General features: G+C 35.6%; 24 protein-coding genes. 16 read left to right on the forward strand and 8 right to left on the reverse strand.

Translation table 11 applies throughout. The features are described from left to right. Entirely contained in the window at positions 1-675 is a 675-nt protein-coding gene (locus ACLHG9_RS03010; RefSeq protein WP_410220044.1) for a hypothetical protein, read from the reverse strand. Positions 676-790: 115 nt separating this feature from the next. On the opposite strand from ACLHG9_RS03010, the gene tyrS reads away from it, so the two are divergent. Beyond that, positions 791-2077 carry a tyrosine--tRNA ligase gene (gene tyrS / locus ACLHG9_RS03015; protein ID WP_410220045.1) on the forward strand — a complete coding sequence of 429 codons (1287 nt, stop codon included), beginning with the start codon at positions 791-793 and terminating at the stop codon, positions 2075-2077. Between the two features lie 54 nt (positions 2078-2131). Here the strand turns inward: tyrS and ACLHG9_RS03020 are convergent, their stop codons facing one another. Genes ACLHG9_RS03020 through ACLHG9_RS03030 form a run of 3 tightly spaced genes read right to left on the reverse strand, consistent with a single transcriptional unit; the run spans position 2132 to position 5926 of the window. Continuing rightward, entirely contained in the window at positions 2132-3109 is a 978-nt protein-coding gene (locus ACLHG9_RS03020) for an acyl transferase (RefSeq protein WP_410220046.1), read from the reverse strand. Between the two features lie 24 nt (positions 3110-3133). Continuing rightward, on the reverse strand, positions 3134-3487 hold the full coding sequence (locus tag ACLHG9_RS03025) for a hypothetical protein (protein ID WP_410220047.1): 354 nt from the start codon (positions 3485-3487) through the stop codon (positions 3134-3136). Positions 3488-3490: 3 nt separating this feature from the next. Continuing rightward, on the reverse strand, positions 3491-5926 hold the full coding sequence (locus ACLHG9_RS03030) for a penicillin acylase family protein (RefSeq protein ID WP_410220048.1): 2436 nt from the start codon (positions 5924-5926) through the stop codon (positions 3491-3493). Positions 5927-6111: 185 nt separating this feature from the next. Between ACLHG9_RS03030 and ACLHG9_RS03035 the strand changes: the two genes are divergently transcribed. From ACLHG9_RS03035 to ACLHG9_RS03050, 4 genes are all read left to right on the forward strand, one after another. Beyond that, complete coding sequence (locus tag ACLHG9_RS03035) at positions 6112-9000, forward strand: TonB-dependent receptor domain-containing protein (protein WP_410220049.1); 2889 nt, start codon at positions 6112-6114, stop codon at positions 8998-9000. A gap of 148 nt (positions 9001-9148) precedes the next feature. Continuing rightward, positions 9149-9259, forward strand: coding sequence for a phenylalanyl-tRNA synthetase subunit alpha (locus tag ACLHG9_RS03040; protein WP_243360967.1), 111 nt, complete (start codon positions 9149-9151; stop codon positions 9257-9259). A gap of 90 nt (positions 9260-9349) precedes the next feature. Continuing rightward, positions 9350-10783 (forward strand): 23S rRNA (uracil(1939)-C(5))-methyltransferase RlmD, encoded by a 1434-nt coding sequence (rlmD, locus tag ACLHG9_RS03045; protein WP_410220050.1) that lies wholly within the window; start codon positions 9350-9352, stop codon positions 10781-10783. Between the two features lie 25 nt (positions 10784-10808). Next, entirely contained in the window at positions 10809-11216 is a 408-nt protein-coding gene (locus ACLHG9_RS03050; protein WP_410220051.1) for a hypothetical protein, read from the forward strand. Positions 11217-11298: 82 nt separating this feature from the next. On the opposite strand, the gene ACLHG9_RS03055 is transcribed toward ACLHG9_RS03050, so the two are convergent. Then, positions 11299-12012: a head GIN domain-containing protein gene (locus ACLHG9_RS03055; protein WP_410220052.1), complete on the reverse strand. Its 714-nt coding sequence runs from the start codon at positions 12010-12012 to the stop codon at positions 11299-11301. 129 nt (positions 12013-12141) lie between these two features. On the opposite strand from ACLHG9_RS03055, the gene ACLHG9_RS03060 reads away from it, so the two are divergent. From ACLHG9_RS03060 to hemH, 3 genes are read left to right on the forward strand one after another with little or no spacing between them, the layout of a single operon-like run. Then, positions 12142-12651: a phosphoribosyltransferase family protein gene (locus tag ACLHG9_RS03060; protein ID WP_410220053.1), complete on the forward strand. Its 510-nt coding sequence runs from the start codon at positions 12142-12144 to the stop codon at positions 12649-12651. Between the two features lie 41 nt (positions 12652-12692). Then, the gene (locus tag ACLHG9_RS03065; RefSeq protein WP_410220054.1) at positions 12693-13541 is read left to right on the forward strand and encodes a 4-hydroxy-3-methylbut-2-enyl diphosphate reductase; all 849 of its coding nucleotides are present in this window, start codon (positions 12693-12695) and stop codon (positions 13539-13541) included. Positions 13542-13594: 53 nt separating this feature from the next. After that, positions 13595-14605 carry a ferrochelatase gene (gene hemH, locus ACLHG9_RS03070; RefSeq protein WP_410220055.1) on the forward strand — a complete coding sequence of 337 codons (1011 nt, stop codon included), beginning with the start codon at positions 13595-13597 and terminating at the stop codon, positions 14603-14605. A gap of 3 nt (positions 14606-14608) precedes the next feature. Here hemH and ACLHG9_RS03075 read toward each other — a convergent pair whose 3' ends face one another. Further along, positions 14609-15820 (reverse strand): 3-deoxy-D-manno-octulosonic acid transferase, encoded by a 1212-nt coding sequence (locus ACLHG9_RS03075; RefSeq protein ID WP_410220056.1) that lies wholly within the window; start codon positions 15818-15820, stop codon positions 14609-14611. Between the two features lie 65 nt (positions 15821-15885). Between ACLHG9_RS03075 and ACLHG9_RS03080 the strand changes: the two genes are divergently transcribed. From ACLHG9_RS03080 to ACLHG9_RS03100, 5 genes are read left to right on the forward strand one after another with little or no spacing between them, the layout of a single operon-like run. Continuing rightward, a complete protein-coding gene (locus tag ACLHG9_RS03080) occupies positions 15886-17196 on the forward strand; it encodes a UDP-glucose dehydrogenase family protein (protein WP_410220057.1) in 1311 nt (436 codons plus the stop codon). Further along, entirely contained in the window at positions 17197-18186 is a 990-nt protein-coding gene (locus ACLHG9_RS03085) for a UDP-glucuronic acid decarboxylase family protein (protein WP_410220058.1), read from the forward strand. It begins immediately after the preceding gene. Position 18187: 1 nt separating this feature from the next. Beyond that, entirely contained in the window at positions 18188-19204 is a 1017-nt protein-coding gene (galE, locus tag ACLHG9_RS03090; RefSeq protein ID WP_410220059.1) for a UDP-glucose 4-epimerase GalE, read from the forward strand. Next, the gene (locus tag ACLHG9_RS03095) at positions 19205-19771 is read left to right on the forward strand and encodes a hypothetical protein (protein WP_410220060.1); all 567 of its coding nucleotides are present in this window, start codon (positions 19205-19207) and stop codon (positions 19769-19771) included. It abuts the gene before it with no gap. 15 nt (positions 19772-19786) lie between these two features. Next, a complete protein-coding gene (locus tag ACLHG9_RS03100; RefSeq protein WP_410220061.1) occupies positions 19787-20527 on the forward strand; it encodes a tyrosine-protein phosphatase in 741 nt (246 codons plus the stop codon). Between the two features lie 12 nt (positions 20528-20539). Here ACLHG9_RS03100 and ACLHG9_RS03105 read toward each other — a convergent pair whose 3' ends face one another. Beyond that, the gene (locus ACLHG9_RS03105; protein ID WP_410220062.1) at positions 20540-21772 is read right to left on the reverse strand and encodes an ABC transporter permease; all 1233 of its coding nucleotides are present in this window, start codon (positions 21770-21772) and stop codon (positions 20540-20542) included. A gap of 87 nt (positions 21773-21859) precedes the next feature. Then, positions 21860-22213 (reverse strand): HesB/IscA family protein, encoded by a 354-nt coding sequence (locus ACLHG9_RS03110; protein ID WP_410220063.1) that lies wholly within the window; start codon positions 22211-22213, stop codon positions 21860-21862. An 89-nt stretch (positions 22214-22302) separates the two neighbouring features. Here ACLHG9_RS03110 and ACLHG9_RS03115 point away from each other — a divergent pair, with 89 nt between their 5' ends. From ACLHG9_RS03115 to dnaA, 3 genes are all read left to right on the forward strand, one after another. Next, on the forward strand, positions 22303-22833 hold the full coding sequence (locus ACLHG9_RS03115) for a hypothetical protein (RefSeq protein ID WP_410220064.1): 531 nt from the start codon (positions 22303-22305) through the stop codon (positions 22831-22833). A 13-nt stretch (positions 22834-22846) separates the two neighbouring features. Next, positions 22847-24394 carry a methylmalonyl-CoA mutase gene (locus ACLHG9_RS03120; RefSeq protein WP_410220065.1) on the forward strand — a complete coding sequence of 516 codons (1548 nt, stop codon included), beginning with the start codon at positions 22847-22849 and terminating at the stop codon, positions 24392-24394. A gap of 195 nt (positions 24395-24589) precedes the next feature. After that, positions 24590-26020: a chromosomal replication initiator protein DnaA gene (gene dnaA, locus ACLHG9_RS03125; protein ID WP_243360998.1), complete on the forward strand. Its 1431-nt coding sequence runs from the start codon at positions 24590-24592 to the stop codon at positions 26018-26020. The last annotated feature ends 55 nt before the right edge of the window (positions 26021-26075 follow it).

The raw sequence follows: 26075 nt of genomic DNA on the forward strand, positions 1-26075 counted from the left end.
TTAATTCAGCTCTTTTTCAATGGTATCAAATATACTCATAAAATTGGTTTCCAAATCCTTTTTGTAATGGAGCAATTGCTTGGTTAATTCATCGAGATTTTTTTTATTAAAAGGATCTTTCCATAAACGCATACATATGCGTTGTAAAGCATAGCTGATGTTATCAATTTTTTGGTAACTCAATAAATATCTGCTTGAAAGGAAATTGTCGTAAAAATGATTAAATTTAGGCAGATCGTTAATATTGCACTTACTTAAAAACAAGTCGAGATACTGGCCTTTGCTGTTTGAAAGATGATGGTAAAAGTGTTGGATATCAATAAGTCGTTGTTCTACCAAAAGATGATCAAGCATCAGTTCCAAGCCAATGTGTGCTAAAAAAGATGGACGTACGGGACTATCCTCTAAAAAAGGTATTAAACATTGTTTGAGCTTTTGTGTCTCATTCTGAAAAAAAACAGATGAATGAAAAATTTGATCAACTTTTAAATGACGTTTCCAACCTTTTAACAATTCCAGTTGTTTTCCTTCCCCAATAAATAATTCCTCATGTTTCTGAGGGTAACAATTCCAATCTTTGTTTGCATTTTTTACGAGGTCAGGTAATACTGTACCTGTTATGCAATATGAATTAGAATTGTGTCTGTCAAAATAGAAATGAGAAAGGAAGTTCATGCTTAAATATACGTTTAAAAACTTGTGATAATTATATATAAAAGTTAAATAGTGCTGTTTCTGAAACTTTGGCAGGAAAGTCAAAAAAACTATCTTTGCGGTAAAAGAATAAAAGATGACAAATTTTGTAGAAGAACTGCGTTGGCGCGGCATGTTGCATGATATTATGCCAAATACTGAAGAGAAATTAAATGAAGGTATGTGTGCCGGGTATATTGGTTTTGATCCAACTGCTGATTCTTTACATGTTGGCCATTTAACCCAAATCATGACTTTAATTCATTTTCAACGTGCAGGACATAAGCCTTTTGCATTGGTAGGAGGCGCTACAGGTATGGTTGGAGATCCTTCGGGCAAATCAGCTGAGCGTAATCTACAAACTGAAGAAATGGTTGATCATAACCTAAAAGGCATGAAAGAACAATTGTCAAAGTTTTTAAAGTTTGAAGATGGGGGTAACGGTGCGGTAATGGTTAACAATGCCGATTGGTTTAAAAACTTTAATTTTTTAGACTTCATCAGGGATGTAGGTAAACACATTACCGTAAACTACATGATGGCTAAAGACAGTGTGAAAAAACGCTTAGAAGGCGATACCGGTATGTCATTTACTGAATTTACTTACCAGTTGGTGCAGGGCTACGATTTTTATTATTTATGGAAGCACTATAATTGCGTTTTGCAAATGGGAGGCTCTGATCAGTGGGGTAATATTGTAACAGGTACAGAGTTGATCAGGAGAAAAGACGGTGGTACAGCATATGCTTTAACTACACAATTGATTAAAAAATCTGATGGTACCAAATTTGGAAAAACAGAAAGTGGAGCTGTATGGTTGGACCCTGAAAAAACTTCGCCATATAAATTTTATCAGTTCTGGTTAAACTCATCAGATAGTGATGTTAAAACCTGGATCCGGATTTTTACCTTAAAAAATAAGGAAGAAATTGAACAATTAGAGCAGGAACATGATAAAGCACCGCATTTACGTATCCTGCAAAAAGCATTAGCTGAAGATATTACCGTAAGAACGCATTCTAAAGAAGCTTTGGATGCCGCTGTCAAAACTTCTGAATTTTTATTCGGCAATGGAGATCTGGAGTTTTTGAAAACTTTGGATTCGAAAAGTGTGCTGGAAATGTTTGAAGGTGTGCCGCAGTTTCGTATTGCCAAAACCGAGCTTGGCGATGGTATTGATGCGGCTAGTTTACTTGCAGAAAAAACCTCTATTTTTCCATCAAAAGGAGAGGTAAAAAAGACTGTTCAAGGTGGTGGATTAAGTATTAATAAAGTTAAAGTTGCAGAAGCTTCAACTTCATATAATTTGTCAAACCTGATTAGTGATGAGTTTATTGTTGTGCAAAAAGGAAAAAGAAACTATTTCCTCATCATTGCTGAATAATTCGAAACGATTTAAAGATATCATGTCCCGTGCCTTTCTCAAGACACGGGATTTTTATTGTACTAATAAATTGCAACCACGTATGTCAGCATTATCAAAACGACCAATTACCTCAAAGCCGTTATCATTATGTATTTTACCCAAATCCTGGGTTGCTATAAAAGCGCATGAATTAACATTGGCCAGATCAATCACATTAATACCACCAATTTGTTGCGAAGAAATTAATGATAAAGGGTCAGAAGTGTCTCTTAATAAAATTTTCATCCAGGGTGGAGTAAAGAAAATTCCTTTACCTTTGGAGTAAGCCTGAGAAAGAAGTTCTGTCATTCCATATTCGCTATGGATGTCTTTAACACCAAATCCTTGACATAAAACGTGATGTAACTCTTCTCTTACCATTTCTTTCCGCTTACCTTTCATTCCTCCCGTTTCCATTACAATTAGCTCAGGAAAATCGATTTGATATTGCTCAAGAAAATCGAGAAGGGCATAAGTTACACCAATAAGGATGGTTTTTTGTCCACTTTGTTTAAGTGCTAAAAGCGTATTGTATAAATCTATATGATTATGCAGAAAATAACCGCTTTCAGGGTGCTGACTTTGCTTCAATAAATCATCTACCATATAAATAAGTGAAGAACCTTCGCGTTCTAAATAAGACGGAAGTAAAGCCAGTAAACAGATATCCTTAACTGGACCGTAAAATAATTCAAAAGCTTTGTTAAAGCTATCTTCATATAGGCTAAGCTTTGTTACAAGATGTCTGCTGGTAATCTGTCCGGTGGTTCCTGAGCTGCTAAAAGTAATTTGTACAGGTAGGTCGGAGCTTAACACAGTATTACTTTTAAAAAAACTGATCGGTAAAAAAGGTATTTTCTCGTAGTGGTCTATTTTATGGAAGTTGATGTTGAGGTGTTTAATATATTGAGCATATATTAAACAATTTTTAGCCTGAAAGTTAAAAACTTCAAGTGCGGCTTTGTTAAAATCATCTTCTGATTTTATGGAAAAAAAATGCTCAGCGACCATGTTCACTGAGCAAAAATACAATTTTTAGTTGTTTTTAGCTTTATCGTTTAAAATGGCCTTTCTGAAACAAAATCCACAATAGCCACTTATACCTGCAACTAAGCCACCAATTAAGGCTGTTAAAGGTAAAATGATAAACCATAATTTAACGCCTATCATTTCAGCTACTCGAGTTGCTAAAACATGGTTATTAGGAACGCTTTTATAAAGAGCCATAGCAGTCCAAAGTACAAAAATAGCTAAGAAAGGTTGCCAAAAGGATATTTTAACTGTTTTTCCAATCATTCCGCATACGGCAAAAGAAAGTACCAAAATTACCCACCAAGGTAAGATGAGTTGCAGTAAAAATGAAAGTATGATAATAACAATAAAGACCATGTTTTATTTTTTTGAAATTTTATAATGAGAGATTATTTTTCCTGACTGATCATTTGCTGATTGCATAAAGAATAAATCATATAACTTACCTTCGGCCCATGTATCAATCATATTGTCATAAAAAGGACTTCCTGGATTACCAGATTGGCCTCCCGGATATACACCATGACCTTTAGGTTTCTTACCTAACTCAACAACCATTCTCCAAGATGGGCCATTGCTTTCGCCTAAGGCGTCAACAGTACTTTTAGATCCACCAATTAACAGGGTTTTAGAACCAAAACCCGGTATTTTAGCTAAATGAGGCACATGTGAATTTTTAATTTTTGCCCATTCCCAATCTTTACCAATAGTGCCATTTTTACGTTGTAAACTATCACAGGTAAATACAAAGGATTGATTTACCAGATCATTTAAGGTTTCTTTTTTGTCTGTTTTTACATTATCAAACCACTTAGAATTAGGGTCTTTCTGTATTAATTCTATGGTGCGATCTCTTGAAGGATAGCGCATAGGAACTTTAGGATCTGTAAACTTGTTATCCCATATTTCAAAAAACAAACGTTTTGCCCATAAGTCAAAAACACTTGCGCCGATTTCATGGGCATTAAAAAACTTGTTCCAATTTTTTACGGTATTAAATGCTTCTTTTTGAGTAGCATTTAAAGATGCAGTATTTACCAGTGGTAGGATGTAAGGCAGCAGATTTTCTGCAAAAATACTGTAACTGTCCATCTGGAGATTTCGCATGCTGTCTGCATTGATTTTGTTCATTGCGCTTAGTCGGTCATTTATACGTTTACCTCTTTCATAGGGAGAGAATTCCCAGTTGATATAATAAGGATAAGTCGTATCTGTTGATGATTGGTTGGCAGAACTTACAAAGTTACGTGGAGGGTTTTTAACTGTAGGATTTTGATCTGAAGGTATCCAGCCATGCCAATCGTAAGCAGGATCTGTTCCATCCAGAATAAATTTCCCCTGATTTTTCCATTTTAAAGGAAATTTACCATTTGGAGTAATAGCGATATCATTATCTGCACTGGCAAATATGAAGTTCTGGGCAGGAGCCGTAAAATAAGTTAATGCCTTTCTGTAATCGTCATAATTTTTCCCACGGTTCAGATAATAAAAGGTCATTAACTCGTTAGACTCTTCGTGAGCAATCCATCTTAAGGCATTACCTGTAGGTACATTATCAGCTTTGCTGAAAGCCGGTTTCTGAAAATAAACAACAGGACCGTGATGTGTGTAAATAACCGTATCTAATTCATCTTTTGTTCCTCTTACTTTAATTCTTTCTATACGTTCAGTTGTGTTTTTCCATTGATTGTTATACCAGTAATTTTTATGTGTTTCATCTTTGAATTTGATCTGGTAAAAATCAAGTACATCGGCTGCTACATTGGTAACACCCCAGGCAATCTGATTGTTAAAGCCTATGATAATACCGGGAGCTCCAGGCAGTGATACGCCATAAGAGTTAACCCCTGGAGCATGTAGTTGAATCTGATACCAGATAGACGGTAAACTTAGATCTAAATGAGGGTCATTAGCCAATATAGGAAATCCAGATACTGTTTTTGCACCTGATACAGCCCAGTTATTACTTCCTATACCTTCTTCTTTTTGTTTGGTGATAATGCCTGTGGTCATCATTTCTGTAAAAGATTTAGGTGTTTGAGGAACAGGCAAAGGCTTGAAATTCCATTTAGTGCCAACTGGTATAATCGGATCTTCTTTAAAAGGATAATCAGGAAATAAATCTTTAGTCACATCAGGACCGAATTTGTTTAAAATATTGGTCATGTAGAACTCATCAGAACCCATCGCTAAAACGGCCGACATTTGTTTTAACAATAATGCACACTTTATAGGCTGCCAAGGTTCGGGTTTAAAATCCAGCAGCTTATATTCTACAGGTAAATCACAATCTTTTAGGCTTTTGATATAATCATTGATCCCCTGTGTGTAAGCCAATATCATTTCTTTGGCTTTAGGATCTGCCATCATACCTTTGAGAGAGTTCTCAGCGCCATAAAGCATGCCCATTCGGCGTTGATAACGGTCTAATTCTATGGCTTTTTTACCCACCACTTCTGATATTCTGCCGGCTGCAAAACGTGTTTGAAAATCCATCTGCCATAACCTGTGCATTGCGGTAACATAACCTTGTGCATAATATAAATCGTGATCATTCTGTGCAAATACATGAGGTATCATCCGGTCATCAAAATAGATGTCTATTTTATCCTTAGCGTTTTTTAAAACAATATTATGATTTTTATTTACTGTGGTGCTTTCGGCATTTTGCCAAAATCCGGTAAATGGATTTAAAAATTTTAAAAGAGGAGGTGTATCTCCAAATTTAGTATTGAGCAGGTATGCCAGAATGATAGGAATGATTATACAAATCAGGGCTTTTATTTTATTCATCATAAATTCAATAATCTATCAGCGTTAAAATAATAAAATATATGTGATATAAATCTAATTATTTGTTGGGTTTTTAAGTTTTATATTCTAAATGCCAATATATGCAATATTATTTTAAATAGAATTTGTAAGTATCAGAATTTGTGCTAAGTTTATAGATAATAAACAATATAAACTACTTTTAACGTATGAACAAAACTTCTACAAAAACATTTTTTGTTCTTTTTGTAATGTTGTTGGTAAGTTTAACAACATTTGCACAAAGTACAATTGTTAGCGGTACGGTTACCGATAAACAAACAAATGAGCCCATGCCGGGCGTAAGCGTTACGATAAAAGGGAAGAATGTTGGCGCATCAACAGATGCCAACGGTAAATTCTCTTTTTCTACCACTGAAAAACCTCCTTTCATTTTATCTGTAAGTTATATAGGATATAAATCGATCGAGCAGAGCGTAAGTGGCAATGCGGGCAACTTGAGTTTTCAGCTTGAAGAAAGCGGAGTGGTATTAGGTCAGGAAGTGGTAATTTCTGCTTCAAGAACTCCTGAACGTATTTTAGAATCACCGGTTACCATAGAGCGTATGGGGGCAGCTCAAATTAAAGAAGTTGCAGCTCCTTCTTTCTATGACGCGATTCAGAACATCAAAGGTGTTGAAATGAGTACGCAGAGTTTAACTTTCAGATCGTACAATACCAGAGGATTTAATGCAAATGGTAATACCAGATTTAATCAGTTAATAGATGGTATGGACAATCAGGCTCCGGGATTAAACTTCTCGGTAGGTAATATTGTTGGGATTACTGAATTGGATGTAGATAATCTGGAATTATTACCCGGGGCCTCTTCTGCATTATATGGAGCTGGGGGTATCAGTGGTACTTTATTGATGACCTCAAAAGATCCTTTTAAATATCCGGGAGCAAGTTTCCAATTTAAAACAGGTATTAACCACGTAAATGATGACAATTCTAAAGTTCAACCTTTTAACCAAGTTGATGCTAGATTAGCAAAGTCATGGAACAATAAATTTGGGGTAAAATTTGCTTTCTCATTTTTACAGGCTAAAGACTGGTACGGAACAAATTACTCTAACTATGACAGGGCTAATAATGCTCCAAAAGCAGGTACTCGTCAATCAGATCCGAATTATGACGGTGTGAATGTTTATGGCGATGAAGTTAGTCAGAACATGAGAAATGTAAATGGTGCAGTTGAAGCTCAAACCAGAGCAGCTATTTTAGCTGCTACAGGAGGCTTATTTAATCCGCAAACAACGTTCAATGCTTTACCTGCCGGTACCCCATATCCTACTTATGTAAACCTGATTAATACTAATCCGGCTATACCTGCTGCATTAAGGCCTACTTTATTAAATCAGTATTTACCTTTTTATTATGCATCAAGAAACCCTGCTTTTTTACCAAATCAGAATGTTTCTCGTACAGGATATAATGAAATGGACCTTGTAGATTATAATACCAAATCTTTGAAATTATCAGGAGGTTTATACTACAATATAACACCAACTGTACAGTTAATAGCTCAGGCTAACTGGGGTACAGGTACATCAGTATATACTGGTTCAGATCGTTATTCTTTACGTAATTTCAATATAGGATTATATAAATTAGAGCTAAAAGGAGAAGATTTCTATTTAAGAGCGTATACTACGCAAGAGCGTTCAGGAGATTCTTACATTTCATCAATTCTAGGTAGCTATATCAATGAGAAAACCACTGCATCTACTTCTTGGTTCCCAACTTATATAGGAACTTATATCGGAGCTAAATTAGGGGGGCAGACGGATGATCAGGCTCATGCGCTTAGCCGTGCAAACGCCGATAAAGACAGAGTTGCTCCTGGTTCAACTACTTTTAATAATTATGCTTGGCAAATTAAAAATACCTACATCAGCCAAACGGATATGGCCAAGGGAATTTATGGTGCTAAGTTTAATGATAAAACCAATTTATATCATTATGAAGGCATGTACAACTTCTCAAGATTATTTGATAATGTAGTAGAGTTTCAGTTAGGCGCATCAGCCCGTAGATTTGATTTAAATTCGGGAGGTACCATATTTGATGATTTAAATAAAACAATAGATATTAATGAATATGGTGCTTTTGGTACAGTTGGTAAAAAATTTGGAGATATCTTTAAACTTACTTTTGCCGGACGTTATGACAAGAGCACAAACTTTGAAGGTCGTTTTACACCTCGTGTAACCGGAGTTCTTACTGTTGCAAAGAACCAGAACATCCGCGCTTCTTACCAAACCGGTTACCGTAATCCAACTACCCAAAATCAATATATTGATCTATCAGTTGGTGGTGGTAGTCAGCGTTTAATTGGTGGCCTCCCTGAGTTTTTAAATAAATATAGCCTTTTAACTAATAAACCTTATACAGAAAAAAGTTATAGAAATGCAAGTGCAGGAACAGGTACACTTGAACAATATACTTTTGATCCAAGAGGTGTACGTCCAGAAAGTGTTACCTCTTATGAATTAGGTTATAAAGGATTAATTGGTTCTAACTTTATGATTGATTTATACGGTTATATGAGCACGTTTAAAGATTTCATTACAGGAATTAATGTTTACCAAAATAATTCAGGTAGTTTCGTGAAATTTGGTGTTCCGGTTAATGCCGATGGTAAAGTTAAGACTTATGGCGGGGCTTTAGGTTTAGATTATCTTGCTGGTAAATATAACATAAGCGGTAACGTATCTTATAATAAAATTGGAGATTTACCTGCAGATTATGTTAATGATTTTAATACGCCTACTATACGTTATAACTTAGGTTTAGGTAATAGAGAAGTATTTAAAAATTTTGGTTTCAACGTTAATTACCGTTGGCAGGATAAATTTAACTGGATGTCATCATTTGCTGGTGGAGAAGTACCTGCATTTGGTACCGTTGATGCTCAGGTTAACTTAAAAGTTCCTTCTGTGAACTCTATCATTAAAGTTGGGGGATCAAACATCCTGAATAAATACTACTTTACTTCTTATGGTAACCCTGAGGTTGGTGCAATGTACTATGTATCATTGGCATTTAATCCTTAATAAGTATTATACATTAAAAGAAGAGGCTCGAAATTTCGAGCCTCTTCTTTTATACCAAATTAAAATTCTTTTTAAATTAACAATAATTTAACATAATACCGTTTTGGTTTTTGGTTCAAATTTTTTATTTTTGAATAAAAAAACAGCCATGAGTAAAGAAACGTTAGAAATATCTGTAATGGTTGATCAAAGCTTTGATATGAGCTTTAACTTGATCGATGGTGTATTAGGTACTTTGCTTAACTGGTTAAGCAAATAAGGCCCAATTTCTATTATTTAAACTTCTTGTTACGCATCATAAGAAGGGAGAATCTGCAATTCATCCTGTTTTGATGTATATTTGCAGCAAATGAGTAAAAGGAAGAAGAATACCACACCTATTATTATACCTAACCTAAGTATTGTTGATATTGCAGAAGAAGGCAAGGGCGTAGGTAAAGCTGAAGAATTAGTTGTTTTTGTAGATAAGGCTGTGCCGGGCGATGTGCTTGATGTGAAGATCGTCAGAAAGAAAAAGAATTTTGCCGAAGCTGTAATTGAAAAGACAATTGTCGCTTCAGATTTACGTGAAAAACCGTTTTGTAATCATTTTGGAATCTGCGGAGGCTGTAAGTGGCAGCAAATGACTTACGAAGCCCAGCTTACATTCAAACAAAAAAGTGTAGAGGCTGCCTTACAACGTCTGGCAAAAGTTGATACACAACATATGGAATCGATATTAGGTTCTTCGGAAAATAGATATTACCGAAATAAATTAGAATTTACTTTTTCGAATAAGCGATGGTTGGACAAAGAAGACATGGGTGTGAATGCAGAAGGACGAGAAATGAGGGCGTTGGGTTTCCATGTTCCGGGTCGTTTTGATAAAATCTTAGATATTGAACATTGTTACTTGCAGGCAGATCCAAGTAACCAGATAAGACTGGCCATAAAAGATTATACATTAAAACATCAATATAGTTTTTATGATTTACGTAATCATGAAGGTGCTTTGAGAAACCTGATTATTCGTACTTCTTCAACAGGCGAAATCATGGTTTGTGTTGTATTTGCTTATCCTGAGGAAGGGCAAGTAGAATCTTTAATGAACTTTATAAAAGGGCAATTTCCGCAGATTACTTCTTTACTTTATATCATCAATCAGAAAAAAAACGATACCATTTTTGATCAGGAAGTTATTACCTATTCGGGGCGTGATTTTATATTTGAACAGATGCCACTTACCAATGGACAACAAGTTAAATTTAAAATAGGCGTTAAGTCTTTCTATCAGACTAATTCTGCTCAGGCTTATGAACTTTATCGCATTACCAAAGAGTTTGCAGATTTTAAAGGAAATGAGTTGGTATATGATCTGTATACAGGCGCAGGAACCATTGCAAACTTTGTGGCTCGGGATGTAAAACAGGTAGTGGGTGTAGAATATGTTCCTGCCGCCATTGAGGATGCAAAGTTTAACTCTGAACTGAACGGTATTACCAACACGCTCTTTTATGCAGGAGATATGAAGGACATACTAACCAAAGATTTTGTGATGCATCATGGTAAACCAGATGTAATCATCACAGATCCTCCCAGAGCAGGAATGCACCCGGATGTTGTTAGTTTGTTATTAACGATAGAGGCTGAGAAAATCGTTTATGTAAGCTGTAATGCTGCAACACAGGCAAGAGATCTGGCCTTGCTAAAAGAAAAATACCGCATTGGCAGAATTAAACCTGTAGATATGTTTCCGCATACACAACATGTTGAAAATGTGGTACTTCTAAACTTAATAAAATAAGATAGCTTCAATATATTTTAATGTTATGGAATCTGAAGAATTATTAAACGGAGCCGGACAGAACGGGCAACAAGATAAAAAAGAAAAAAAAGAAAGCCCTTTGGTGAGTTTGGAAAAAGACTTGGCTTTTTATGCCGAATCGATCAAAGAAGTGGCAATGGATATTTTAACAGAAGGCATATCTACAGCTCCAATTTTTATAGCTCATCAGCATGAAGTTAAACTTGGAGAGGTGATCTTAAATAGAGAAGAATTAAATACAAACTGGACCATACAGGCTTCTACATTAGAAGAGTTCATTGAAAAGGGCATTATTAAACCCGAAAAGAAAGAACATTTTTTAAAAAATTACAAAAATCCGCAAGATTATATGTGCGTATTTGTAATTGTTCCTGAGGGTGCTAATTATGTGTTTTATCCTTATCCAAAGTAATTCAACTTTGGACTTTCATGAAAACAAAAAGGCTTTCTTTTTTAAGAAAGCCTTTTTGTTTAATAGTTTGTTTGGTAAAAGACTAATTAACGTGAGTTACATCGCTGCTTTTAGAATTAGATGTTTTTTTAAGGCTTGCATTTCCTCTGTATTTTACATCAGATCCACTTGTTGCATTGGCTTCTAATCCTTTTTCAACATTCACATTGATATCGCTACCACCACTTGCACTGACTTTTGCATAATTTGCTTTTAGATTAAAAGCATCTACATCGCTACCGCCACTTGCGTTAAGCTGCATATTTTCTGCATTTCCTTCTAAGTCTATATCGCTGCCACCACTTGCAGAAATAGACAGATCTTTGCATTTTACAGATAAAGAAATATCACTGCCGCCACTTGCGGTTATACTAAGAATATCTGTATTAAGGGTGTTTTCGGTTTTAACGTCGCTGCCACCACTTGCAGAGATCGTATTTAATTTTTTATAAGTTATATAAACGTTTATTTTACTATTTCTAAATAAACTGCTCCAGTTTACACCTCTTTTATATTTAATGGTTAACTGTGTTCCGTTTTGTTCAATAATTACATCTTTGATAATTTCTTCACGTCCTTTGATCGTAACGTTTTCTGTATTCCCCTGAGTAAGGAAAAGATCAATGCCACTACTCACACTGATATTATTAAAATTCTTAGCGTTTACATTTCTGCTATCCTGAGCAAAACCAAGTCCTGAAGCAATTGTAAATAAAAGAATCGTTAATGAAAGTCTGAAAGTAAATTTGTTTATCATAATAAAATTGGTTTTATAATGATAAGACGCTTGGATCGAGTAAAAAGTTGCATGAAAATTAAAAGAAAATCAAATTTTGAAATTGCCCCTTTAAAATCGTTTTTTTGTAGGAGGAAAATCCAATAAGATATGTCGCATAATCAAGTACTTATTTTAGATAAAGATCAGATTGAACAAAAAATAAGCAGAATGGCTTATCAGATACTTGAAGATAGTATTGATGAGAAAGAAATTGTACTGGCTGGAATATGGGAGAGAGGTTACAAATTGGCGTTAAAACTACAAAAGGTGTTAACCGAAATCAGTGCTTTAAAGATAACTCTGCTTAAAGTTGAGGTTGAGCGTCAAAGTAGCAAACTCATTTCTAAAACCGATCTGCAAGAGAATGTCTGGAAAAATAAAGTAATTATTCTGGTTGATGATGTACTGAATAGCGGCAAAACACTGGCTTATGGTTTAGGTGTTTTTCTCAATACACCACATAAAAAAATACGCACTGCTGTTTTAGTAGATAGAAGCCATAAAATTTTTCCTGTGGCTACAGATTTTGTTGGTCTAGAACTCTCAACTATATTAAAAGAACATGTGGATGTAATTATAGATGTTGAGGGTGAAGAAGACAGGGTTTATTTAAGCTAAAACACAAGGTTTATTTGTAACTTTGTACAGAGATTTTTAAAATGGGTTATAATTTAAACGTAAGTATCGATAAATCTTCTGGCTTTTGTTTCGGAGTGGTGTATGCCATAGATATGGCAGAAGATATCCTTAATCATGAAGAATACCTTTATTGCCTAGGCGATATTGTTCATAATGATGAAGAAGTAGAACGTTTAAAGACTAAAGGCCTTAGGATCATTGATCATGCAAAATTGCAGGATCTGCATAATGAAAAGGTGCTGATTAGAGCACATGGAGAGGCGCCCTCTACTTATGAACTTGCCCTGAAAAATAATCTTACACTCATTGATGCTTCTTGTCCGGTGGTTCTAAAACTACAAAATCGTATCAAAAATTCTCATGATGATGATGAACAGATTCTGATTTTTGGAAAGCATGGTCATGCAGAGGTGATAGGCCTACAGGGACAGACTAACGGAAATGCTATCGTTTTTCAGGATTTAGCAGAGTTGGATGGAGCTGAACTACCTCAAAAATTTACTTTATACAGCCAAACTACAAAAAGCGTAGATAAGTTTTACCAAATTAAAGAAGAATTAATTAACAGAGGTTATGAGGTAAAAGCCAATGATACTATATGCAGACAGGTATCTAACCGTTATGAGGAACTGGCAGATTTTGTAAAAGACTTCGATAAAATCATTTTTGTATCAGGCAAGAAATCATCAAATGGAAAAGTGTTGCATGATGTATGTAAAAAACATAATGAAAACACTTATTTCGTATCTAATATTGATGAATTGCAAAAAGAATGGTTTCAGCTAAATGATAAAGTAGGTATTTGTGGGGCCACATCTACTCCGATGTGGTTAATGGAGCATGTAAAACATGCACTTGAAACCTATTAGGTTAAGAAATCTCTTTCAAGTATAGATAATCAAGCTACTGCTAATATTAGATAATGACTAAAAAAGGTGTTTTATTGGTAAATTTAGGTACTCCTGACAGCCCGTCTGTTAAAGATGTAAGAAAGTATCTGGATGAATTTTTAATGGATCGAAGAGTGATAGATATTCCTAAATTTAATAGGGCACTTCTAGTTAAAGGTATTATCACTACTTTTAGAGGCCCCAAAAGTGCCAAACTTTATGAAGCGATATGGACTGAGCAAGGCTCTCCTTTAATGATCTACAGTTTAGAACAGGCTCAATTATTACAAGAATCATTAGGTGATGAGTATCATGTAGAGTTGGCCATGCGTTATCAAAGCCCATCAATTAAACAAGGGTTAGAAAACCTTAAAGCAAAACAGGTAGACCGTATAACCGTTATTCCTTTATTTCCGCAATACGCATCAGCTACAACCGGATCAGTTATCGAAAAGGTAATGGATGAGGTAAAGAGTTGGCAAACCATTCCCTCCATATCTTTTATCAGTTCTTTCCATGATAATGAGAAGATGATACAAGTATTCTCTGAGAACGCTATCAGTCAGAACTATAAGCAATTTGATCATTATCTTTTCAGCTATCATGGTGTTCCAGAAAGACAATTAATTAAAGCAGACTATACAGGTAAACATTGTTTGAAAAGACCAGATTGCTGTGACCAACTCACTGATATAAATAAGTTCTGTTATAAGGCGCAATGTTATGATACCTCAAAAAAAATAGCCGCACGTTTAGGTATTAAGCCTGAAAATTATACCGTTTGTTTTCAAAGTCGCTTGGGTAAGGCAGAATGGGCGAAACCTTATTCTTCAGAAGTTTTAAAAGATCTCGCAGCGAAAGGGATAAAAAAGGTTCTTGTTTTTAGTCCGGCATTTGTAGCAGACTGTCTTGAAACTATTCATGAAATAGGGGTTGAATATGACCATGACTTTAAAGCCCTGGGGGGCGAAAAAGTTCAATTGGTTGAAAGCTTAAATTCGCATCCTTTGTTTATTGAAGCTCTGGCTGATTTGGTTAGATAAGCGTTATTTCACAATATTTTGTAAAATTTTGTTTGTTGCTCCGGTGTTATTCACTACATACCCTTTAGCCAAATGACCACAAGAGTTTTTGTTAAAATACTCGAAAGCAGCAACAAGTTCAGTCTGATTCTTTATACTTTTGGCCGCATTGATTTCTATTAAGTCTTTAGCTTCCTTGAATTTATGGTAATTAGGGCCAAAGATAACAGGAATACCAAAAGCAGCAGCTTCAAGCGTATTGTGAATACCTGAACCAAAACCACCACCAATATAGGCTATTCTCCCATATTGATAGAGAGATGAAAGCATTCCGATATTATCTATAATTAAGGTTTGTGCTTGATGATTAGCGTTTGATATCCCTAAATCCGAAAATTTAGCGCTATTTGGAAACAATGTTGTTATGGCATTAATATGTGTCTCGTGAATTTCATGTGGAGCAATGATTAATTTCCAGTTTGGGATTTTTTCGGCTAAATTAACCAAGAGTTTCTCATCATCAGGCCAGGTGCTTCCTGCAATTAATATTGGGGATTGCCCACAAAAAGCCTTGATAAGAGGTAGATCTTTGGGGCTTTGTGCATTTTCATAAACTCTGTCAAACCTTGTGTCACCACTAATATCAACATTGTTCAATCCTATTTTATTTAAAAGCAGTAAACTTTCTGTATTTTGTACGAAAAAATGACTTACACATTTAAGCACATTTCTGTAAAATGCCCCATACCATTTAAAGAAAACCTGATTTTTTCTAAAAATACCTGATATCACATAAAGAGGGATATGTTTAGCATATAGAGCTTGAAAATAATTAGGCCAAAACTCATATTTAGTAAAAACGGCCATTTTAGGATTGACAATTTCGACGAATTTTTTGGCATTATGGGGTGTATCTAAAGGCAGATAAAAAATACCATCGGCCAAAGCATAATTCTTTCTTATTTCATAGCCCGAAGGAGAGAAAAAAGTGATGACTATTTTAGTGCCTGGGACCTGATATTTTAATTTTTCCAGAACAGACCGTCCCTGCTCAAATTCGCCTAAGGATGCAAAATGAAACCAGATGGGATTGTCTTCAGGAATCAACTTGTTTTCAATCTGCGTAAAAATATCTTTTCGCCCTTGAATAAAGAGTTTGGCTTTAGTACTAAAAGAAGCTAGCAGCTTAATGATCAACCCGTAAAAAAAAATACCAATATTATAAAGTACACGCATTTTGCTGCATAATTTATTATCTTCGCTCGAAGATAAATAATAAAAAGTTTAAAGCTCATAAATATATGAAGATAGCTGTAATCGGTACCGGATATGTAGGTTTGGTAACAGGTACCTGCCTCGCTGAAACAGGTAATAACGTGACTTGCGTAGATATTATAGAAGAAAAAGTTAACAAAATGAAAGCCGGCCAGTTACCCATTTATGAGCCGGGATTGGATGTGCTTTTTCATCGGAACATTGCGCAGAACAGACTGTCGTTTACCACAAACTTAGCAGATGCCATTAAAGATGCCGAAATTATTTTTATGGCGTTACCAACGCCTCCTGGAGGAGATGGTGCTGCGGATTTATCTTATATTTTAGGTGCGGCAAAAGATATTTCTAAGTTAATTACCGATTATAAAGTAATTGTAAATAAATCTACTGTTCCGGTAGGTACGGCAGATAAAGTTGCTGCTGTTTTTGCTGAAAATACCAATGTAGAGGTGGATGTGGTTTCAAATCCTGAGTTTTTGAGAGAAGGCGTTGCGGTAGATGACTTTATGAAACCTGACAGGGTAGTAATTGGTACACGTAGTGAAAGAGCACGTAAGCTGATGGGAGAATTGTATGCGCCATACGTAAGGCAGGGCAATCCTATCTATTATATGGACGAACGTTCTTCTGAACTGACTAAATATGCCGCAAATTCTTTTTTAGCAACAAAAATCACGTTTATGAACGAGATTGCTAACCTATGTGAAATTGTAGGCGCTGATGTTGATGCAGTAAGAAAAGGTATTGGTTCTGATGACAGAATTGGTAAACGTTTCCTGTTCCCAGGTATTGGCTATGGAGGCAGTTGCTTTCCAAAAGATGTCCAGGCTTTAGAAAAAGCTGCTGTTGAACATAGTTATGATTTCAAGATCTTAAAAGCTGTAATGGATGTGAATGAAAAACAGAAAACAATCTTGTTTGACAAACTACAGGCCTACTACAAAGGAGATCTGAAAGGCAAGAAGTTTGCATTATGGGGATTGGCATTTAAACCGGAAACAGATGACATAAGAGAAGCCCCGGCATTATATATTATCAATGAATTACTGAACGCAGGTGCAGAAGTTGTTGCATTTGACCCTGAGGCTATGGGTAATGTAAAAGCATTACTGGGCGATAAGATCAGATATGCTTCAACGCAGTATGAAGCTTTAGAAGCAGCTGATGCTTTATTAATAGCTACAGAATGGTCTGTATTTAGGAATCCTGATTTTGAAAAGATGGAGAGCATTCTTAAAAATAAAGTGATTTTTGATGGACGAAATCTTTTTGACCTTCAAAAGATGATAGATTTAGGTTACTATTATAACAGTATCGGTCGTAAAATTATTAGCTAAATGGAACGTAAAAGAGTTTTAGTAACTGGTGCAGCCGGTTTTTTAGGCTCGCATTTATGCGATAGGTTTATTAAAGAAGATTATTATGTAATTGGTATGGATAATCTAATTACCGGTGATCTTCAAAATATAGAACATCTTTTTAAGCTCGAAAATTTTGAGTTTTATCATCATGATGTTTCAAAATTTGTGCATGTACCTGGTAAACTCGATTATATCTTACATTTTGCCTCTCCTGCAAGTCCTATTGATTATTTGAAAATTCCTATACAAACTCTAAAAGTGGGTTCGTTAGGTACACATAATCTTTTGGGGCTGGCTAAAGCTAAGGGAGCAAGAATGCTAATTGCTTCTACGTCTGAGGTTTATGGAGATCCTAATGTTAATCCTCAGCCCGAAGAATATTGGGGAAATGTAAATCCTGTTGGTCCTCGTGGAGTTTATGATGAGGCTAAACGTTTTCAGGAGGCTATTACCATGGCTTATCATACTTTTCACGGATTAGAAACACGTATTGTGCGTATATTTAATACATACGGGCCAAGAATGCGTTTAAACGATGGTAGGGTATTACCTGCTTTTATAGGACAGGCATTAAGAGGAGAAGATCTGACTGTTTTTGGAGACGGCAGCCAAACACGTTCATTTTGCTATGTGGATGACTTGATTGAAGGTATCTACAGATTGTTGCATTCTGATTACGCGGGGCCTGTAAATATTGGTAATCCTGACGAAATAACTATTAAACAATTTTGTGAAGAGATTATTAAATTAACAGGAACGGATCAGAAAATTGTTTATAAACCTTTGCCGCAGGACGATCCTAAACAAAGAAGACCCGATATCACTAAAGCAAAGGAATTGTTAAATTGGGAGCCTAAGGTAAACCGGGCAGAAGGATTAAAGATAACCTATGAATATTTCAAATCTTTATCTGCAGAAGCATTAGCAAAAATAGAGCATAAAGATTTTACGACTTACAATAAGTAGTATGAAAAAAATATTGGTAACAGGAGGCATTGGCTATATAGGATCGCATACTGTAGTTGAATTACACAATGCAGGTTATGAGGTGCTGATAGTTGATAACCTGTCTAATTCGAATATCAAGATATTAGAGCAGCTATATAAGATAACAGGCAAAAGGCACGAGTTTATAGAGCTAGATTTGCAAGATAGTAAAGCGGTTGATGAATTCGCAAAGAATAACCAGGATATTAGCGGTATTATTCATTTCGCAGCATATAAGGCTGTAGGCGAATCTGTTGAACAACCTCTAAAATATTATAAAAATAATTTTTACAGCCTTATTAACCTACTGGTTGCTTATCCTCAAACGAATTTTGTGTTTTCTTCGTCATGTACTGTATATGGACAACCGGATACTTTACCTGTAACGGAGAATAATCCTGTAAAAAAAGCAGAATCACCTTATGGTAATACCAAACAAATTGCCGAGGAGATTTTAGTAGAAACGGCTAAAGCAACAAAAGGTTTAAATGTAATTGCTTTACGTTACTTCAATCCCGTAGGGGCACATGCCAGTGCTTTAATAGGAGAGTTGCCTAACGGAGTTCCTCAAAACCTAGTGCCATTCATAACACAATCTGCCATTGGTAAAAGAGGCCCGATACAGGTTTTTGGTAATGATTACAATACACCTGATGGTTCGGCTATCAGAGATTATATTCATGTTGTTGATTTAGCTAAGGCCCATGTTGCTGCAATTAAACGTTTGGAAGAAGGAAAAGTTGAAGGCTATGATGTGTTTAATTTAGGAACAGGTAAAGGTTCTTCTGTACTGGAAATTATCAATGCTTTTGAACAATCAACAGGTGAAAAGCTAAACTATCAGATTGCACCACGCAGAGAAGGAGATATAGAAAAGATTTATGGAGATGTAACCAAATCAAAACAGGTTTTAGGCTGGAAAACAGAATTAGACTTGAATGAAATGATGGCTTCTGCTTGGAGATGGGAAAAATATCTGAAGGAAAATCCTTTTTAAATGAAACTTAGTGAGCATCAGGAACTGAAACAAGCTATTTTATCTTTACCTGTAAAGGAAAAAGATAAGCTCTTGCTGAGACTGGTTGCTAAAGATAAAGTACTTACAGAACGTCTCAATTTTATGCTTTTAGAAGGCGAAAGTGATTTGGAAGAGAGAGTTAAACATCTGGAAACTGAAATTAAGAATACCTGTGGAGATCTATATACTCAACCTAAGTTAACCGCAAAAGATGTGTTGCTAAGTTTGCGTAAACTTAATAAAGGAATAAACCACTTTGCAAAAGTTACCAAGTCTGATTTCGAAGAAATCAGACTGAAACTATTGGCTTTAAAGGGAGCTCCTTTAAAATTTAAATTCAAACTTTTTTCTTCTACCCGAAATTATGAGCAAACACTGGCTAATTACGTGGTAAAATCCACTCTGAATATATATAAAAAGTTTACGAAGCTACACGAAGATCTGAAATTTGATTTGGCTGAAGATTTTAATGAACTTTTAAAACACATATACCAGAGTGATGTTGCCTTTACAGCTAACGAGCTGAAACTTCCCAAAGAAATTTGACATTAAAATAATTACGTGTTGTTTAATTTATTTAAGAAAAAGCCTAAAGAGCCAGAGATAGACTTTAGTACTGTTCGTACAGATATGCATTCGCATGTTATCCCGGGTATAGATGATGGAGCTAAAGATATACATGAATCGCTTGAGCTAGCTAAAAGGTTTATAGATTTAGGTTTTAGCAAACTTATAGCAACACCGCATGTCATGGCAGATTTTTACCGTAATACGCCTGATATAATAAACAGCGGCTTAGACAGATTAAGGGAAGCATTGCAGGATAATAATCTTAAACTGGAAGTAGATGCGGCGGCTGAATATTATCTGGATGAGGCTTTTCTTAATAAACTTGCTCGTAAAGAAATATTAAGCTTTGGAAATAATTATCTGCTTTTCGAATTATCATATATCAATCCGCCATCTAATTTAACTGATATTCTTTTTAAAATACAGGATGCAGGTTTTTATCCTGTTTTGGCTCATCCTGAAAGATATTCTTTTTATCATGGATCTATAGAGAACTATCTGCAAATTAAAGAAAAAGGATGTTTGTTTCAGCTCAATACCATAGCTTTAACAGGTTATTATGGAAAAGGCAGTAAGAAAATAGCAGAAGAACTGGTTGATCAGCACTGTATCGACTTTTTAGGTAGTGATATGCACCATACCCGCCATGCTGATGCATTAAAAGCTAGTTTGTTTTCTCCATATGTAGCTAAGTTAATCCATAACTCACAGCTCAGCAATGTATTGTTGTAAGCTTTTAATTTCTTATTCGTAACGTAAGGCTTCTACCGGATCTAGCTTTGAAGCTTTCTTTGCAGGGTAGTAACCAGACACGATACCTACTAGTACACAAAGAATAAAGCCACCGATAATAAACTTCCATGGAATAATAAAGCCTCCACCCATAAACATAGAAATAAGATTACCGATACCGATACCTAAAAGAATACCGAACGCGCCTCCTAAAAGACAGATTACAATCGCTTCAATTAAAAATTGTTTCCTAATTACGGCTGGTTTAGCTCCTATTGCTTTTCTAACGCCAATTTCTCTTGTGCGTTCTGTTACAGATACCAGCATAATATTCATCAGTGCAATAGAAGCACCTAATAAGGTAATTACGCCAATAACAACACCGCCAATTACTACTACCTGAAGGTTCTCTATGAGGGTTTGCGCAATAGCATCACTTTTTGTAATCTCAAAATTATTGGTCTCGCCTACTTTAATTTTTCTTATACTTCTGAAAGTAGAAGTTGCTTCTCCTATAATATTATCTATTATATCACTACTTGGCGACATTACTGTAATAGTATAGGATGGATTGGCATTTGCATTAATAAGTTTAGCTTTGAAAAGAGGTACATATACAGCTCGGTCAACACTGGCGCCCATACTAGAACCTTTAGAAGCCAGAACACCAACCACCCTTAAGCGGTTATTCCCTGCTGCAATTATTTTATCTACAGCACTTTCGCCCTTAAATAGGGTTTTCGCAATTTCACCTCCTATAATACAAATGTTTGGTCCGTTAAGTGCTTCGCTTGCATTAAAGCTGCGGCCTTCTGCAAGTTCAAGCCCTTGTGCATTTAACCCATTTTCATCAATGCCTTGGATATTGGTATTGGGATTGGTCTTCTCATCACCATATTTTACCGTAGAACCACCGCTGGCAAATACACTTATAGAAACTTTTGCAGGTGTGTTGAGGCGCTCTTTGAACTTGAGTGCATCCTCATATCTTATGGGTTTATAACTTTTAGGACGTTGTCCGGGGCCACCAATTCTGATGCCCGTTCCGCGGTTCCTGATTGTAAATGAATTAGCCCCCATACTTGAAAACGCATCAGTCATTTTCTTTTCTATGGCAGCAATGGTTGTTAAAATGCCTACCAATGCCGATAAACCAATTGCAATGATCAATGCGGTAAGCATGGTACGCAAACGGTTACTCTTTATAGATTGAAATGCTAATCTTACGTTTTCGATATAATTCATGGGTTAAAGAGACTATTCGGTTTATTGTAAAAATAAAAAGTCTCGTTGTTAAGACAACGAGACTTGATTAAATGTTACAAATTATTTTTAAACAGAGAAACTGGTTCCACAACCGCAAGTGCTTGCTGCATTAGGGTTGTTAAAAGTAAACCCTCTAGAATTTAGGCCATCCTGCCAGTCGATCTGCATTCCAAGCAGGTACATCTGGTGTGCTTTATGCATAAAAACCTTAATATCGTCAATGATATATTCTTGGTCTCCATCTTTTTTCTGGTCAAAACCTAAGACATAGTTCATTCCCGAGCAACCTCCGCCTTCAACTCCAACACGTAATCCAAAGTCGTCTGCAATTTCTTGTTGGCTCCTTAACTTTTTTAACTCTTTTATAGCTCCTTCTGTAAAAGTTACTGGTGCAAATGTGGTATCAACTGCGTTACTCATTTTATTTCTATTTACGATTAACAAATATAAATATTTATGTACATTTTTGTTCCTAGCTTTATTAATATTACGGTAAATAAACAAATTCAATGAATCTTAACCAGCTTATATTACATATTGTAGCCATAGCCTTGGGCGGATCTTTTACAGCTTATATGGGGTATTTATTAATTAAAGGAGACCTTCAGGAATACTTTAAATTAAAAGCAGATAAAAACCAGAATAAAGATCATCAAACTATATTATCTTTACGTTTACAGGCCTATGAACGTTTAACCATATTTGTAGACAGGATCAATCCGGCTAATTTATTAATAAGGTTGCACCAACAAGGAATAGATATGCTTACCTTACAAGCTGTGGCATTAAATGAGATCAATGCAGAATATCAGCACAATATAACCCAACAGCTTTACATTGATGCAGCTACATGGAATGTTATAAGAAAACTAAAAGATGATACCATTGCGATGATCAATAATGCTGTTCATGGTTTGGCTGAAGACAAAAGCGGGGTAGATATGAGTAAAAGAATACTACAGCATATGAGCAATATTGATGAAAATCCATATGAACTTACATTGAGCATGTTGAGAAAAGACGTGGCTAAAATGTTCTAAAATGTATTAGAGAATGACAGAGAAAGAAATAAAAACTACATCAGGTATTGAAATAAAGCCTGTATATACTTTTGAGAAAGAGCATAAGGAATTACCCGGACAATTTCCATTTACGCGAGGTATACAAAAAGACATGTATCGTGGACGTTTATGGACCATGCGCCAATATGCAGGCTTTTCAACAGCAGAAGAATCCAATAAGCGGTATCACTATCTTTTGGCACAGGGAACGATGGGGCTTTCGGTTGCGTTTGACCTGCCTACACAGATAGGTTATGATTCAGATCATCAGATGGCTGAAGGAGAAGTAGGAAAGGTAGGGGTAGCAATAGATTCATTAAAAGATATGGAAATTCTTTTTGATGGGATCGAGTTGCAAAAAATAACCACCTCTATGACGATAAATGCTACAGCTTCTATTTTATTAGCAATGTATATTGCTTTGGCTAAAAAACAGGGGGCAGATTTGCAGCAAATTTCTGGCACTATACAGAATGATATATTAAAGGAATATACGGCCCGTGGCACCTATATCTATCCGCCAAAACCTTCTATGCGTATCATCACTGATATATTTGAGTATTGTAGTAAGGAACTGCCAAAATGGAATACGATATCTATATCAGGTTATCATATCAGAGAGGCCGGCTCAACAGCTGTGCAAGAATTGGCATTTACTTTATCTAATGGTAAAGCCTATTTAAAAGCAGCATTAGAAAAAGGACTTGATATTAATGTATTCGCTAAAAGATTGTCATTTTTCTTTAACTGTCATAATAATTTCTTTGAGGAAATAGCCAAGTTCAGAGCTGCCCGCAGAATGTGGGCAAACATTACCAAGTCGCTGGGAGCTACAGACCCAAAAGCAATGATGCTGCGTTTTCATACGCAAACGGGAGGATCTACTCTTACTGCACAGCAGCCATTAAATAATGTAGTTAGAGTATCAAACCAAGCTTTGGCGGCTGTATTGGGAGGCACGCAGTCTTTACATACCAATGGTTATGATGAGGCTTTATCCTTGCCTACAGAGGCGGCGGCAAAAATTGCTTTACGTACGCAACAGATTATCGCTTTCGAGACAGGGGTTACAGAAACTGTTGATCCTTTAGCCGGTTCTTACTTCGTTGAAGAGCTTACTGATCAGATAGAGCAGGCTGCTAATATATACATGGATAAAATAGATGTAATGGGTGGTTCTGTTACCGCAATAGAAAATGGATATATACAACAGGAAATTGCCAACTCATCTTATCAATATCAGAAAGAGATTGAAAACGCAGAACGTATCATTGTAGGTGTAAATAAATTTATTCAGGAAACAGAAGAACTGAATGATGTACTAAAAATAGATGATTCTATCAGGCAGGTACAGGTGCAGAAATTAGTCAATTTAAAAGCCGAACGTAATAATGAAGAAGTGGCAAAAGCATTGCAACAGTTAAAAAATGTTGCAAAAACCGATCAGAATTTAATGCCTTTTATTTTGGCTTCAGTAGAAACCTATGCTACGCTTGGTGAAATAGCGGATACCATGAGAGAAGTGTTTGGAGAGTATTGAAATTAATGTTAAAAAATAGTTATCCACATTAAAAATTTAGGTTAAGCCTATTATGATATTGCTGGTTAAGTAGTTACAAATTAATTCTAAATTTTATTTTTTTTGTGGATAATTTTTTGAATATTCGAGTTCGCAAAAGCGCTCTGATAAGTGCCGCTTCTTAGGATTGAAAACCAATAAATTATAATAATTACTATGGAAAAAACTTGTACAGAAGTATGGAATAATTGCCTCCAAATCATTAAAGACAATATCCCGAACCAAAGTTTTAAGACTTGGTTTGAGCCGATATCAGCTTTAAAATTAGAAGGTAAAGTTTTAACCATCCAGGTACCAAGTTTATTCTTTTATGAATGGTTAGAAGAACACTACGTAGGACTGTTAAGAAAAACCGTAAAAAAGCAACTAGGTGAAGAGGGGCGTTTAGAATACAATATCGTAGTGGATAATTCTTCAAGCACAGGATCTCCTTATACAACTAACATGCCTTCGAACGGAAATGGAGCAGAGGCTAAAAATCAGTCTATGCCTATTCCGGTAGCCATTAATAAAGACATTAAAAACCCATTTATTATACCGGGTCTTAAAAAACTGAACGTAGACCCTCAATTAAATCCTAATTATACTTTTGATAATTACATTGAAGGAGATTGTAACCGCTTAGCCAGATCAGCTGGTTATGCTGTTGCCGCAAAACCGGGAGGTACTTCTTTTAACCCTTTAATGATATATGGTGGGGTAGGTTTAGGTAAAACACATTTGGCACAGGCCATAGGTAATGAAATTAAACGTAACCTGCCTGATAAATTGGTTATTTATGTTTCGTGTGAGAAATTTTGTCAGCAGTTTGTGGATTCATTAAAGAATAATACCATTAACGATTTCGTTAATTTCTATCAGGCAATGGATGTGATCATTATGGACGATGTACATAATTTTGCCGGAAAAGAAAAAACTCAGGATATTTTCTTCCATATCTTTAACCATTTACACCAATCAGGTAAACAGATTATTTTAACATCTGATAAGGCTCCTAGAGATTTAGCTGGATTAGAAGAACGTCTATTGAGCAGATTCAAATGGGGATTATCGGCAGATTTACAAGTTCCTGATCTTGAAACCAGAGTGGCTATTCTTAAAAAGAAAATGTACGCTGATGGTATAGAGTTGCCAGGAGAAGTAATAGAATATGTTGCGCATAATATAGATAATAACGTAAGAGAGCTTGAAGGAGCAATGGTTTCTTTGCTTGCGCAGTCAACTTTAAATAAGAAAGACATCGATTTAGCGTTAGCTAAACAGATGTTGAAGAATTTTATTAAAAATACATCCAAAGAGATATCAATGGAGTATATTCAAAAACTGGTTTGCGAGTACTTTGAGGTTCCGGTAGAGATGGTGAAATCGCAAACCCGTAAACGTGAGATTGTACAGGCACGTCAAATCTCTATGTATTTATCTAAAAGCCATACCAAATCTTCGTTAAAAACCATTGGTGCTTTTTTTGGAGGCCGAGATCACTCAACCGTAATCTATGCTTGCCAAACGGTAGAAGACTTAATAGAAACAGACAAGAAGTTTAAAGCTTATGTGAATGACATACAGAAAAAACTTAAAATGAGTTAAACGAAAACATATTCTCTAAAAGCCTCCGATCAAAATCGGAGGCTTTTTTATGAAC

This window comes from Pedobacter sp. (genome assembly GCF_046462515.1).
Taxonomy (GTDB): Bacteria; Bacteroidota; Bacteroidia; order Sphingobacteriales; family Sphingobacteriaceae; genus Pedobacter.